Source organism: Desulfomicrobium aestuarii, from assembly GCF_055385525.1.
The window spans coordinates 3,337,822-3,350,609 of sequence record NZ_AP042427.1 but is presented as its reverse complement, the minus strand read 5'-3'; the positions used below and the strand labels follow the sequence as shown (position 1 = coordinate 3,350,609).

General features: G+C 67.9%; 10 protein-coding genes. 4 read left to right on the top strand and 6 right to left on the bottom strand.

Going from position 1 to position 12,788, the window contains the following annotated elements; genetic code table 11:
- Positions 1–40 precede the first annotated feature (40 nt).
- Together lepB and ACZ5AC_RS15455 are read left to right on the top strand one after the other, a co-directional pair.
- Positions 41–643 (top strand): signal peptidase I, encoded by a 603-nt coding sequence (lepB, locus tag ACZ5AC_RS15460; RefSeq protein ID WP_464248464.1) that lies wholly within the window; start codon positions 41–43, stop codon positions 641–643.
- Between the two features lie 4 nt (positions 644–647).
- On the top strand, positions 648–2,183 hold the full coding sequence (locus ACZ5AC_RS15455; protein WP_464248463.1) for a YifB family Mg chelatase-like AAA ATPase: 1,536 nt from the start codon (positions 648–650) through the stop codon (positions 2,181–2,183).
- Between the two features lie 4 nt (positions 2,184–2,187).
- On the opposite strand, the gene ACZ5AC_RS15450 is transcribed toward ACZ5AC_RS15455, so the two are convergent.
- The 6 genes from ACZ5AC_RS15450 to ACZ5AC_RS15425 are packed head-to-tail and all read right to left on the bottom strand — an operon-like array spanning position 2,188 to position 8,868.
- Complete coding sequence (locus ACZ5AC_RS15450; protein WP_464248462.1) at positions 2,188–3,528, bottom strand: MATE family efflux transporter; 1,341 nt, start codon at positions 3,526–3,528, stop codon at positions 2,188–2,190.
- 56 nt (positions 3,529–3,584) lie between these two features.
- Positions 3,585–4,787 carry an ABC transporter permease gene (locus ACZ5AC_RS15445; protein WP_464248461.1) on the bottom strand — a complete coding sequence of 401 codons (1,203 nt, stop codon included), beginning with the start codon at positions 4,785–4,787 and terminating at the stop codon, positions 3,585–3,587.
- Complete coding sequence (locus ACZ5AC_RS15440) at positions 4,787–5,491, bottom strand: ABC transporter ATP-binding protein (protein ID WP_464248460.1); 705 nt, start codon at positions 5,489–5,491, stop codon at positions 4,787–4,789. The genes ACZ5AC_RS15445 and ACZ5AC_RS15440 overlap by 1 nt, the downstream gene beginning before the upstream one ends.
- Entirely contained in the window at positions 5,488–6,783 is a 1,296-nt protein-coding gene (locus tag ACZ5AC_RS15435; protein WP_464248459.1) for an efflux RND transporter periplasmic adaptor subunit, read from the bottom strand. Before ACZ5AC_RS15435 ends, ACZ5AC_RS15440 begins: the two co-directional genes overlap by 4 nt.
- Positions 6,780–8,216 (bottom strand): efflux transporter outer membrane subunit, encoded by a 1,437-nt coding sequence (locus tag ACZ5AC_RS15430; protein ID WP_464248458.1) that lies wholly within the window; start codon positions 8,214–8,216, stop codon positions 6,780–6,782. The genes ACZ5AC_RS15435 and ACZ5AC_RS15430 overlap by 4 nt, the downstream gene beginning before the upstream one ends.
- A gap of 10 nt (positions 8,217–8,226) precedes the next feature.
- The gene (locus ACZ5AC_RS15425) at positions 8,227–8,868 is read right to left on the bottom strand and encodes a CerR family C-terminal domain-containing protein (protein WP_464248457.1); all 642 of its coding nucleotides are present in this window, start codon (positions 8,866–8,868) and stop codon (positions 8,227–8,229) included.
- Positions 8,869–9,041: 173 nt separating this feature from the next.
- On the opposite strand from ACZ5AC_RS15425, the gene ACZ5AC_RS15420 reads away from it, so the two are divergent.
- Positions 9,042–10,376 carry a M48 family metalloprotease gene (locus tag ACZ5AC_RS15420; protein ID WP_464248456.1) on the top strand — a complete coding sequence of 445 codons (1,335 nt, stop codon included), beginning with the start codon at positions 9,042–9,044 and terminating at the stop codon, positions 10,374–10,376.
- A gap of 68 nt (positions 10,377–10,444) precedes the next feature.
- Positions 10,445–12,781, top strand: coding sequence for a mechanosensitive ion channel domain-containing protein (locus tag ACZ5AC_RS15415; protein WP_464248455.1), 2,337 nt, complete (start codon positions 10,445–10,447; stop codon positions 12,779–12,781).
- Positions 12,782–12,788: the final 7 nt, after the last annotated feature.

Here is a 12,788-nt window from a genome sequence, read left to right as displayed (position 1 = left end):
ACTCTCCGCCCCGCGCGGATCAGGTATCAGGCAGGCAGATATGAACCCTCGTTGGCAGACAATGCTCAAAGAATATGCCGAAGCGCTCATCGTGGCGCTCATTCTGGCGTTTTTCATCCGTTCCTTCGTGGTCCAGGCCTTCAAGATCCCGTCGGGCTCCATGCTGCAGACCCTGCAGATCGGCGACCACCTGCTGGTCACCAAGTTCGCCTACGGCGTGAAAGTCCCCTTCACGAACATCATGGTCATCGAGCGCGAAGGGCCCAAGCACGGGGACGTCATCGTCTTCGACTTCCCCGAGGACCCCTCCAAGGACTTCATCAAGCGCGTCATCGGCCTGCCCGGCGACGTCATCGAGATCCGCGACAAGCAGGTCTTCCGCAACGGCGTGCAGCTGACCGAGCCGTACGTGCAGCATGTCGACTCCGCCAGCTCCGTGCCCAGGCGCGACAATTTCGGGCCCGTCATGGTGCCCGAGAACAAGTACTTCGTCATGGGCGACAACCGCGACGAATCCTACGACTCGCGTTTCTGGGGGTTCGTGGAGCGAAACACCATCGCCGGCAAGGCCCTCATCCTCTACTGGTCATGGGCGAGCCTGACGGACATACGCTGGGAACGCATCGGGCAGATGGTGGAGTGAGGTCATGATCGCCAAGGTCTCCACCGCCGCGCTCCTGGGAATCGACGGATTCACCATGGAACTGGAGGTGGACCTTGCGCGTTCGGGCATGCCGGCCTTCATCATGGTCGGCCTGGCCGAGGGGGCGGTGCGCGAAGCCAAGGAACGGGTCTTCTCGGCCCTCAAGAACACCGGCTTCAAGCTGCCGCCGAGCCGCATCACCGTGAACATCGCGCCGGCCGACATCCGCAAGGAGGGTTCGGCCTACGACCTCCCCCTGGCCCTGGGCCTTCTGGCCGGGGCCGAGGTCATTCCGCAGGAAAAGCTCTCCGGTCTGTATCTGGCCGGGGAGCTTTCTCTTTCCGGGGAGCTGAAGCCCGTTTCCGGCGCCCTGCCCCTGGCCCTGCGCGCCCGCGAGGCCGGGGCGAGGGGCATGGTCGTGCCCGAGGCCAACGGTCCCGAGGCGGCCGTGGTCCAGGGCCTGCCCGTGTTCGCCTGCCGCACTCTGTCCCAGGTCGTGCGCTTCGTCCTCGGCGAGGAGGATGTCGCCCCCCTGGCCTGCGACGTGCAGAGCCTGTGGGAGCAGCGGGAGCGGCATCACCTGGACTTCGCCGAAGTGAAGGGCCAGGAGCGGGCCAAGCGGGCCATCGAGATCGCCTGCGCCGGAAACCACAATCTCCTGTTCATCGGCCCTCCCGGCAGCGGCAAGACCATGCTGTCGAGCCGCATCCCCACGGTTCTGCCGTCCCTGACCTTCGACGAGGCCCTGGAGGTGACCAAGGTCTACTCCGTGGCCGGCAAGCTGCCCGCCGAGCAGCCGCTGGTGGTCACCCGCCCCTTCCGCTCGCCGCACCACACCATCTCCGACGCCGGCCTCATCGGCGGCGGCCAGTACCCGCGGCCAGGCGAGCTGTCCCTGGCCCACCGGGGCGTCCTCTTCCTGGACGAGCTGCCGGAGTTCAAGAAGCATGTGCTGGAAGTGCTGCGCCAGCCCCTCGAAGAAGGCCGCGTGACCATCTCGCGGGCCGCCGTGTCCCTGGAGTATCCCGGCGACGTCATGCTGGTGGCGGCCATGAACCCCTGTCCCTGCGGGTATCTGGGCGACGAGAAGCACCACTGCTCGTGCACGCCGCTGCAGGTTCAGCGGTACCGCTCGCGCCTCTCGGGGCCTCTGCTGGATCGCATCGACCTGCACGTCGAGGTGCCGGCCGTGCCGTACAGGGATTTGAAACAGGAGCAGGGCAGTATCAGCTCGGCCGTCATGCGGGAGCGCATCGACGCGGCCCGCGAGGTTCAGCGCAGGCGCTACGACGGCCTGCACTTCTCATCCAATTCCGAGCTCTCGGGCAGGTGGCTGGAGCGCTTCTGCCCCCTGACCGCACGCGAGCACGACTTTCTGGAAGGCGCAGTGCAGCGCCTGGGCATGTCGGCCCGGGCCTTCACCCGCGTGCTGCGCATCTCCCGCACCATCGCCGACCTGGCCGGGGACGAGACCCTGACCGTCGTGCACCTGGCCGAAGCCATCAACTACCGCGGACTGGACAGGCAAGGCCGGGAGTAATCCCTTACGCAGCCTCGTCATGGAGCACCCGGGCCTTTTTCCAGGCTCCGGCCTTGACCCGGTGCGTCCATGCCACGGCCGTGCCGGCCACGAAGACCGTGGCCGCGGTCCATTCGGCCACGAGGCTCGGCATGAAGAGGTCGATCATCCACAGGGCGGCCAGGAAGAGGCTCGTGGCGGCGAGGAAGGCGCGGGCGATCCAGCGGGTGTCGCCCGCCGCCGAGAGCACGCCCCCGAAGACGATGTTGGCCGCGTCGATGAGGCAGTAGGCGGCCACGAATTTCATGATCACGGATCCGGCGGCGACGATGGCCGCGCTTTCGGGCCCGTCCCCGGCGAAAATGGCCACCAGCGGCTCCGAGGCCGTGGCGAAGAGCACGGCCATGACCGCCAGCCACAGCTCGCACACGATCAGGGACTGCCAGGCGATGGGCAGGACGTCCTCGTCCCGCCCGGCCCCGCGGGCCTGGCCGACCAGGATGCCCGCGGCCTGGGCCAGGCCCAGGGCCGGGAAGAAGGCCGTGCCGTTGATGCGGAAGGCGATGCTCGATGCGGCCAGCTCGACGGTGCCGAGGCGTCCCAGGATCAGCAGGAAGAAGGTCCAGGCCGCGAGCTCGATGCTGATTCGAAATCCCATCGGCGTGGCCAGGGACAGGAAACGGCGGAACTCGGCCCACCGGAAGCGCCGGGCCAGCCGGTCGGCGAACCCGCCCGACATGGCGAAGAGCGTCGCGTACAGCCCGGCCGCCACCAGTTGGGCCGCCACGGTGCCCAGCGCCGCCCCGGCGATGCCCATGCGCGGAAATCCCCATTCCCCGAGCACCAGCCCCCAGTCGAGGACGGCGTTGACGGCGAAGGAAACCAGCGTCACCCAGGTCACGGTCACGGCCCGGCCGATGCCCGCCAGCCACCCGCCCAGCGCCCCGCCCAGGACCGGGAAGAGGGAGCCGGCCATGCAGATGGCGAAATACACCTGCTCGTCCCGGGCCACCTGCGGCTCGTGGCCGGCGAAGAGGAAAAGGCTGCCCAGGGGCCAGGCCAGGGCCAGGGCCGCCAGGCCCGAGACCAGGGACGCATGTACGCCGAGCCAGGCCGCCTGGCGGATGCCCCCCTCGTCGCCGCGTCCGTGGCTGTGGGCCACGAAGGTCCCGGCATAGCCCGCCGTTCCGAACAGGAAACCCTGGAACAGGATCACGGCCAGGCTGGACGGCCCCATGGCCGCCACGGCTGCGCTGGAATGCAGCGACAGGACGAAGGCGTCGACGATCTGCATCATGGTGATCGTCGAGGAGGACAGGATGAGAGGCAGGGCGAGCCGCAGCAGGCTCGGAACGTGGTTGAACAAGAATGGGCTCCGTTTGGATGGTCTGAAGGGGTTTGCCGCCGGTTCCCCGGCCGGCGTCACTCGTGGCGCAGGGCGTCGATGGGGTTGAGCCCGGCCGCCCGCCGGGCCGGGAAGTAGCCGAAGATGACGCCGATGGCCGCGGAGAACAGGAACGAGGCGATGTTGATGGCCGGGTCGAAAATATAGGGCACGCCCATGACGCGGGCAAGCCCCATGGATGCGCCCGTGGCCAGGGCGATGCCGACGAGGCCGCCGAGGCTCGACAGGACCACGGCCTCGATGAGGAACTGCAGGAGCACCTCGCGCTCCAGGGCGCCGATGGCCAGGCGGATGCCGATCTCCCGGGTGCGTTCCGTGACCGAGACGAGCATGATGTTCATGATGCCGATGCCGCCCACCAGCAGGCTCACGGCGGCCACGGCGCCCAGGAGCATGGTGAGGATCTTCGTCGTGCCGGTCAGGGTTTCGGCGATCTGCCGGGTGTCCATGACCCGGAAGTCGTCCTCCTCGTTTTCGGCGATGTTGCGGCGCTCCCGCAGCAGCAGGGTCAGCTGCCTCTTGGCGGCGTCGATGGAGGCCCCGTCGCGTACGGACACGCTCAGGCGGTTGATGTCCTGGCTGCCGCTCAGGCGGCGCTGCACCGTGCGCAGGGGCATGACCACGATGTCGTCCTGGTCAGAGCCCATGGCCGACTGCCCCTTGGGTTTCAGCATCCCGACCACCTCGCAGGAGAACTGCTTGATGCGGATCTCGCTGCCCACCGGGTTCTGCCCTCCGAAAAGCTTCTCGCGCACCGTCGCGCCGATGACGCACACGGCCTTGCCGGCCCGTTCCTCGGTTTCGCTGAAGGTGCGGCCGTGCGCCAGTTCCCAGTTGCCCGCCCTGAAGAAGTCGTTGTTGCTGCCGGTGACGACCGTGGCCCAGTTGCTCGCCTGGTACACGGCGGTCACGGATTTGCTGACCACGGGCGCGACCCATTCCGCGGCGGAGATCTGGCTGCGCACGGCCTCCACGTCGGCGCTCTTGAAGTTGGGCGCGCCGCCCGAACCGGGGCCGAAACGCTGGCCGGGCACGACCATGACCAGGTTGCTGCCCATGCTCGCGATCTGGTCCGACACGGATTTGGTCGCGCCGTTGCCGAGGGTGACCATGGTGATGACCGCGGCAACGCCGATGACGATGCCCAGGATCGTCAGGAACGAGCGCATTAGGTTGCGCCGGATGGCGCGCAGGGCCAGAAGCAGTGTGTTCCAGAGCATCAGGCGGCCTCCCCGTGGCGGCGGTCGCTGTCCACCCGGCCGTCCACGAAGCGCACCACGCGCCTCGCGCAGGCCGCGATGTCGGGCTCGTGGGTGACCATGAGCACGGTGATGCCGCGGTCGCGGTTGAAACTCGTGATGAGGTCCATGATCTCCCGGCTGGTCTTCGTGTCCAGGTTGCCAGTGGGCTCGTCGGCCAGGAGCACCAGGGGGGAGGTGACCATGGCCCGGGCGATGGCCACGCGCTGCTGCTGGCCGCCCGACAGCTCGGCCGGGGTGTGGTGCTCCCAGCCTTCGAGGCCGACCTGCCGCAGGGCTTCGCGGGCCGCGGCGTGGCGCGCCCCTGCGTCGTGCCCGCGGTAGATGAGGGGCAGCTCGACGTTCTCCAGGGCCGTGGTCCGCGCCAGGAGGTTGAAGCCCTGGAAGACGAAGCCGAGGAAGTGCCGGCGCAGCAGCGCCCGTTCGTCTCGCTGCAGGCGCTCCACATGCACTCCCTGGAATTCGTAGCTCCCGTCCGTGGGCACGTCGAGGCAGCCGAGGATGTTCATGGCCGTGGATTTGCCCGAGCCGCTGGGACCCATGATGGCCACGAACTCCCCCTGGCCGATGGCCAGGTCGATGCCCTTGAGGGCCTGGAAGGCCGACGGTCCCTGACCGTAGGTCTTGGTCACGCCCGAGAGCCGGATCAGGGCGGGGTCGCTCATCTGGCGCTCTCCAGCGTCTCGGTGACCACTTCCGCGCCCGCGGCGAGGGCGCCGTCCAGGATTTCCGTCATGCGGCCGTTGGTGGCTCCGGTCACGACCTCGACAGGGATGGGCCGTCCGTCCTGCAGCGTCCACACCCTCGGGGCCGCGCCGGTTGCAGCCTTGGCCTGCGGTGCAGTCTGCCGCGGCGGGCGGGGCATGATGGCCCCCACCAGGCTGACGCCTGTTTTCTTCGGCGCCGCGTCCGTTTCCGGCGGCGAGAAGCGCAGGGCCGCATTGGGCACCAGCAGGGCGCCTTCCCTGACCAGGGTGGTGATTTCGGCCGTGCCCGTCATGCCGGGCCGCAGGGACAGGTCCGCGTTGTCCACCTGCAGTTCCGTCAGGTAGGAGATCACGCCGTCCTTTTCCTGCGACCCGTAGCTGACCCTGGTGATGACGGCGTCGAACCTGCGCCCGGGCCAGGCGTCGACGGCGAAGGTGGCGTTCTGCCCTTCGCGGACCTGGCCGACGTCGGCCTCGTCCACGTCCACCTGCAGCTCCATCTTGGCCAGGTCCTCGGCCAGGGTGAAGAGTACCGGCGCCTGGAAGGACGCGGCCACGGTCTGCCCCGGGTCCACCTCCCGGGCCAGGACCACCCCGTCGATGGGCGAGCGGATGCTGGCCTTGCGCAGGTTGGTCTCGTCCGACTGCAGGTCGGCCTGGGCTTGGCGGACGACGGCCAGGGCCTTGGCTTCGTCGGCCTCGGCGCGCTTGAGGTCCGCATCGGCGGTGTCCATTTCGCTCGCCGACGGCACCTTGCCGCCGGAGAGCGCGGCCACCTGCCGCATCCGGCTCAGTTCGGCCCGTGCCTGGGCCACGGTGGCCCGGGCCTGCAGCACCTGGGCCTGGGCCGAGGCCAGGTTGGCCCGCGACTTGGCCACGGCGTCCTCCAGCTTGGAGAGGTCGAGGCGGGCCAGGACCTGCCCCTTTTCGACCCGGTCGTTCACGTCCACCAGCACCTGGTCGATGATGCCCGAAAGTTCGCTGCCTACATCCACCTGGTTCGTGGGCTGCAGGTTGCCCGTGGCAGAGACCTTGACCACGAGGGTGTCGACGACGGCCGCCTCGGTTTTGTAGCTGGGCCCTGCCGCTTCCTGGCCGTCGCGCAGGAAGAGAAAGCCGCCAGCGGCCAGGACGGCCAGGGCGGCGAGAAGCCAGAGCCAGCGCCGACCTCTTCGGGCGGGGGAGCGGGTTTCGATGAGGTGCTTGAGGGACGCTTCCCCGGTCCCGCGTTGCGGAGTGGATTCGTTCATGGCGTGTCCTTGACGGCCGGAGCGGCTTCTGCCTGCGCAGACCAGCCGCCGCCCATGGCCTTGTACAATCGGATGAGGGCCAGCACGCCGTCGGCGCGGGCGCTGGCCAGGCTGTCCTCGATGGTGCGCACGCTGCGCTCGGTGTCGAGCACCGACTGGAAATCGATGAGCCCGGAGCCGTACCGCAGTCGGGCCATGTCCGCCGCGCTGCGGGCGGCGTCTGCTGCGTCTCCCAGGGCTCGGGCGCGCTCCCGGGAGCGGGCCAGGGAGACCAGGGCGTTCTCGACCTCCTGCAGGGCCGCAAGCACCGCCTTTTCGTAGGCGACCAGGGCCTGTTCGCGGACCGCGTCCTGGATGTCGACCTGGCTCTTCAGCCGGCCGGCTTCGAAGATGGGCACCGTGATGCCGGCCAGAAGCGACGACGTGCCGGCGTCGCCTCCGCCGAGGGCCTTGAAGGTCAGGGCCTCCAGGCCGATGGAGCCCGAGATGTTGAACGACGGGTAGCGCGCGGCTTCGGCCACGCCCACGCGGGCCGTTTCCGCCGCCAGTGTGCGCTCGGTCGCGCGGATGTCCGGGCGCTGGCGCAAGGTGTCGGCCGGGATGCCGACGGCGATGCGTTCGGGCACGGCCGGCAGCTCTGCCTCGACATCCAGGCGCGCCCGCAGGGAGCCGGGCGCCTTGCCCAGGAGAATCTCCAGGCTGTGCTGCGTTTCGGCCAGGCTGGTTTCGAGGACCGGAATCTGCGACCGCGTCTGTTCCCGGTTGCTGCGCGCCTGCGCCACGTCCTGGCTGTCGACCAGGCCGGCCTGGGCGCGCCACTGCGTCAGCTGCAGGGTTTCGGTCTGGCTGGCGAGATTGTCGCGGGCGATGCGCAGGCGCTCCTGCAGGGTCCGCATCTCCACGTAGCTCAGGGCGGCCTCGGCCGCGATGGAGACCCGGGCGGCGTGCAGTTCGGCCCGGGACGATTCGAAATCCGCCTCGGCCGCCTCGTAGCCCCGCCGGGTGCCGCCGAACACGTCCAGTTCCCAGCCGGCGTCCAGGCTTCCGCTGTAGAGCTCGCGGGTCAGCCCGCTGCCCGTTTCGCGGCTCGACTGGCTGCGGCTGCCGCTGCCCGAGGCGCTCACGGTGGGGAAGAACCCCGCCAAGGCGACCGCACGGCGTGCGCGGGCCTCCTTGAGCCTGGCCCGGGTGCTGCGCACGTCGAGGTTGGCGTCCAGGGCTTCGTGCACGAGTTCCGACAGCAGCGGGTCGCCCAGATTGTCCCACCAGCTGCCGAGGTCTACGGCCGTGGCGTTGTCGGCCGGGCTGTCCAGCCGGCTCCACGCGACCGGCGTTTCCGGAATCGGAGGAATGTAATCCGGGCCTACGGAGACGCAGGCCGTGAGGCCCGTGAGGGCAAGCAGGATCAGGGTGCAGGCTTTGCAAACGTTCATGGCCGGAACCTCACGATGCCTTTGCGGGCGTGCGGCTGGCGTGGATGCCGGCCAGGGCGAAGCGCACCACGTGGTCGGCGAAGGCGTCGAGGTCGTCCACGATCACGGGCATCCGCGCGTTGGGCGTCTTCTGTCCGAGGCGGCGCATGATCAGGGGGTGGACGCACATGCTGATGATGCACGCCTCGCAGAAAACGACCTGCCGCTCGTCGGCATCCGGTCCGAGCAGTTCGCGGACCATAGCCAGGGTTTTCTCGCGCATGGGGATGAGCTCCCGCATCATGACCTCCTCCAGCAGCCCCGTGGGGTTGGCGATCTCCATCTGGGAAATGAAGAAGTCCTTGGTTTCGGGGTCCGCGATGCGCCCCATGAGGGCCCTCAGGCGTTCCCGCAGCCGCTCTTCGGGCGGGGCGCCGGGGTCGGCGCCGCCGTCCGGCGGGTGGGCGCGGAGGGACTCGGCCAGGCAGTGCCGCCAGGCCTCCTGGTACAGGGCCTCCTTGCCGCCGAAGTAATAGTTCACCGCGGCGATGTTGGCGCCGGCGCGGGCGCATATCTCCGCCACGGTGGCGTCGCGGAACCCCTTTTCCACGAATACGTCGCCGGCGGCTGACAGCAGCCTTTCCCTGGTCCGGGCGGATTTCTTGCTGGGCATCGGTTCTCCGGAATTAAATGCTTGTTTCAATCGAACGTTTGAAACTTTCCCGCGGTCGCGTCAAGCGGCGCGTGTCAGGGCGCATCGCGCCCTTGGGGACTGCGGGGCGGGTTGTCAGGCTGCGGGGGGGTGGTGTAGAAGGTGGGCTCAACCGTTATCCGCAGGAGCAGACCATGACCTCGATTTTCGACGATCGTGCCTATCGGGGCACCCTGACCCGCCGCGATTTCATGAAGCTCGCCGCCCTGGCCGCCGTATCCACGGCCGCGGGCTGCGCGGCCAACCCCGTGACCGGGCAGAGCCAGCTCATGCTCGTGGGCGAAGGCGAGGAAATCCAGGTCGACAAGGTCAACTCCCCCCACCAGTTCTCATCCGATTACGGCGTGTCCCAGGACGCGGGCCTGAACGCCTACGTGGCCGGCATAGGCGCCTCCCTGGCCCGGGTCACGCACCGGACGCAGATGCCCTACAGGTTCAGCGTGGTCAACGCGACCTACGCCAACGCCTACGCCTTCCCCGGCGGGAGCATCGCCATCACGCGCGGCATCCTGGCCGAACTGGACAACGAGGCCGAGCTGGCCGGGCTCATCGGCCACGAACTCGGGCACGTCAACGCCAGGCACACGGCGGCGCGCATGTCCACGAGCAAGATTCTGGGCGCCCTGGTGGGCGGGGCCTCCCTCATCGCCGGGGCCGCCAGCCAGACCCTGGGCAACCTGACCGGCTCAGTAGGGGGACTCGGCGCGAGCCTCCTGCTGGCCAAGTACAGCCGCGAGGACGAGCGCCAGGCCGACGAACTGGGCATGGAGTACATGGTCGGCGCAGGGTATTCCCCCCAAGGCATGGTCGGCCTCATGGACGTCCTGCGTTCCATGGGCAAGCGCCAGCCGAGCGCCATCGAGGCCATGTTCTCCTCCCACCCCATGAGCGAGGAACGCTATCAGACGGCCGTGAACCGCGCCCGGACCACTTTTGGGGACCGGCTGAGCCTGCCCCTGAGCAAGGAGCGCTACATGGCCTCCACGGCCGGGCTGCGCAAGCTCGCCCCCATGTTCAAGCTTTTCCAGGAAGGCGACAAGGCCATGGCCGCCAAGTCCTACGACGCGGCCGAGGGCAGGTATGCCGAAGGGCTCAGGATTTCCCCCAACGACTACGCGGGGCTGGTCATGATGGCCAAGTGCCAGGTTGCCCGGAAGAATCCCGCCAAGGCCGCGGACTACGCCGACAGGGCGCGCCGGGTCTACCCGACCGAGGCCCAGGCCCAGCACGTGCATGGCGTGGCCTCCATCATGGCCAAGAACTACTCCGCGGCCCTGGCCGACTTCACTGCCTACGAGCGCATGCTCCCCGGAAACCCGACCACGGTCTTTTTCAAGGGCTTTTCCTACGAAGGCATGAAGGACAAGCAGAACGCGGCCCAGGAATATCACCGCTACCTGAAGGTCGTGCGGCAGGGCGAGATGGCCCAGCACGCCTACTCCAGGCTCAAGACCTGGGGCTACCTGTAAGCCCGGAAACGACAATCCGTAAGGGCCATTCGGAAACGGGTGGCCCTTTCGTTGCTTCAAGGACGCATATGAAGAAGATTCTCATCCTCACGGCACTTCTCCTCTGCATCGCCGGGCCGGGCCCGGCGGCCGAGCCCCAGCCCGCTCCCGAGAGCTCGGCTCTGTCCTCCTTTTTCCAATCCAAGGCCCAGGAAGTGGACGTCTTGCAGAAGGACGTCGAGGGGCTGCAGGAGCAGCTGGCCGGACGCGAGCCGGATTTCGCGGCCGCCCTGGACACCGCGCGCGGCAGGTTGCAGATGCTCGAGGTCATGGCCCGCATGGTCAAGACCAACCCCTACGACATGCGAGTGGCCCTGGCCGAGGCCAAGTACCTGCAGCTGACCCTGACCAAGGACATGCAGCCCCTGGAGGCCCTGTCCAAGGAGCTCGGGCTCAAGACCGTCACCATCCAGGCTCTGGAGGAAGACCTGGAGCGCAAATGGTCCACCGGCCTGGACAAGGACGTGCGCCAGGACGTGCAGGCCATCCGCAAGAGCGTGACCGCCGTCGGGCAGAAGCTCAAGGGCGTTCAGAGCCAGATCGACAAGATCAACGCGCAGGCGAACGAAATCCTGACCGCCACCACGGAATGGATCACCAACTTTGAAACGCAGCTGCCTCTCATCTGGCGGGCGGAATTTCTGGACGGCACGGAGTTCCGCATGCTTCCGCAGCCCGGAGCCGATGTCGGCCAGGAGCTGTCCGACTGGTTCACGAACCTGAAGTCCTTTTTCCTCAGCCAGTATTCCCTGGCCGGCGATGCGGGCGACTGGGCCGGGACTTTCGTCCTCTTCTGGCTGCCCTTCGTCTTCATCGGCGTCATCTCGTATCGCTTCCTGTCGGGCGTGTTCGAGAACGCTCACGCGGGCGGCCGCGTGACCTCGGCCATGGCCATTCTCTGTCTTTCCCTGGCCTTTTCCCTGCTGGCCGCCTTTTTCTCCGGCAAGGTCAAGCAGACGTCCCTGCTCCTGGTCTTTACCCATGTGCTCATGCTTCTGGGGGTACAGGCCCTGGCCTGGGTCTTCCGCAACGTGCGGGGCATTCTCCAGAAGGACACCATTCAGCCCCTGCTGCCCCTGGTCTTCCTGTCCCTCAGCGTGGCGGTGCTGGACCTCCTGCGCCTGCCGCAGTGGATGGAGCGGCTGACCTGGGTCGGGCTCCTGGTTCTCAGCAGCCTCTTCTTCGGCATGATCAGGCCGGAACTCAGGTACGAGCGCTTCATCCGCCGGGCGCACCCCTACGTGCTCGCCGTCCTCGTGGCCGTGGCCGTGCTCGGCTGGGGCAACCTGGCCGTGCTGGCCAGCACCATGTGGGGCGTGCTGGCCCTGGCGGTACAGCTGGCCATCGGCGCGACGAGCGTGGTGCGGGTGGTGGTCGAGAAGCTCGACAAGCGCGGGTGGCGCGCCCTGGTAGCGGACTTGGCCATGACCTTCCTGACGCTGCTGGTCTGGCTGGCGGTGATCATTGGCATCATGACCTGGGTCAACGTCAACCTGGGCACCAGCGCCCTTGTGGACAAGCTGTCGTCCCTGGAGCTCAACTGGGGCGACTTCTCCTTCAACTTCATGCGGCTGGGCGTGGTGCTGCTGCTCTTCCAGGTGGTCCGCTCCCTGGCCATGGCCTGGAAGACGATCCTCGACAGCGAGAGCCTGCGCGGCAAGAACATCGACCACGGCGCTGCCGCCTCCCTGCAGCGCATCGGCATCTACTGCCTGTGGATGCTCTACGGCCTGGTCAGCCTGAACCTCCTGGGCATCAGCCTGAACAACTTCGCGGTCATCGCCGGCGGCCTGTCCGTGGGCATCGGCTTCGGCATGCAGACCATCATCAGCAACTTCATCAGCGGCCTCATCCTCCTCTTCGACCGCGCCATCCAGCCCGGCGACGTCATCGAGGTGAACGGCGTGTGGGCCAAGGTCATGAGCGTGAACATCCGCAACACCGAGGTCCAGACCTTCGAGAACGCCAAGATCTTCCTGCCCAACTCGACCCTCATCGCCAACCAGGTCACCAACTGGACCCACCGCAACGACGTGCGCATCCGCCGCGACGTGCCGGTGGGCGTGGCCTACGGGTCCGACGTGCAGCTGGTCAAAAAGATCATGCAGGAAGTGGCCGAGGAGCACCCGGCCGTGCTTTCGAGTCCGGCCCCCTGGGTCGTCTTCAACAATTTCGGGCCCAGCTCCCTGGATTTCATCGTGCGTTTCTGGGTGCGGCATGTGGACCTTGGGCTGTCGACCTGTTCCGAAATCCGGGAGGCCATCGACGCCAGGTTCCGTGAGCACGGCGTGGAGATGCCCTTCCCGCAGATGGACGTGCACGTGCGCTCCGGGGACGGGGTGCTGCGGGTCAAGAGCGGGGACTGACCCTCCC

Bases quoted from the DNA above. Each gene is read 5' to 3' on its own strand.
- ACZ5AC_RS15430 (WP_464248458.1), bottom strand. From the start codon at position 8,216: ATGAACGTTTGCAAAGCCTGCACCCTGATCCTGCTTGCCCTCACGGGC.
- lepB (WP_464248464.1), top strand. From the start codon at position 41: ATGAACCCTCGTTGGCAGACAATGCTCAAAGAATATGCCGAAGCGCTC.
- ACZ5AC_RS15420 (WP_464248456.1), top strand. From the start codon at position 9,042: ATGACCTCGATTTTCGACGATCGTGCCTATCGGGGCACCCTGACCCGC.
- ACZ5AC_RS15425 (WP_464248457.1), bottom strand. From the start codon at position 8,868: ATGCCCAGCAAGAAATCCGCCCGGACCAGGGAAAGGCTGCTGTCAGCC.
- ACZ5AC_RS15440 (WP_464248460.1), bottom strand. From the start codon at position 5,491: ATGAGCGACCCCGCCCTGATCCGGCTCTCGGGCGTGACCAAGACCTAC.
- ACZ5AC_RS15455 (WP_464248463.1), top strand. From the start codon at position 648: ATGATCGCCAAGGTCTCCACCGCCGCGCTCCTGGGAATCGACGGATTC.
- ACZ5AC_RS15415 (WP_464248455.1), top strand. From the start codon at position 10,445: ATGAAGAAGATTCTCATCCTCACGGCACTTCTCCTCTGCATCGCCGGG.
- ACZ5AC_RS15445 (WP_464248461.1), bottom strand. From the start codon at position 4,787: ATGCTCTGGAACACACTGCTTCTGGCCCTGCGCGCCATCCGGCGCAAC.
- ACZ5AC_RS15435 (WP_464248459.1), bottom strand. From the start codon at position 6,783: ATGAACGAATCCACTCCGCAACGCGGGACCGGGGAAGCGTCCCTCAAG.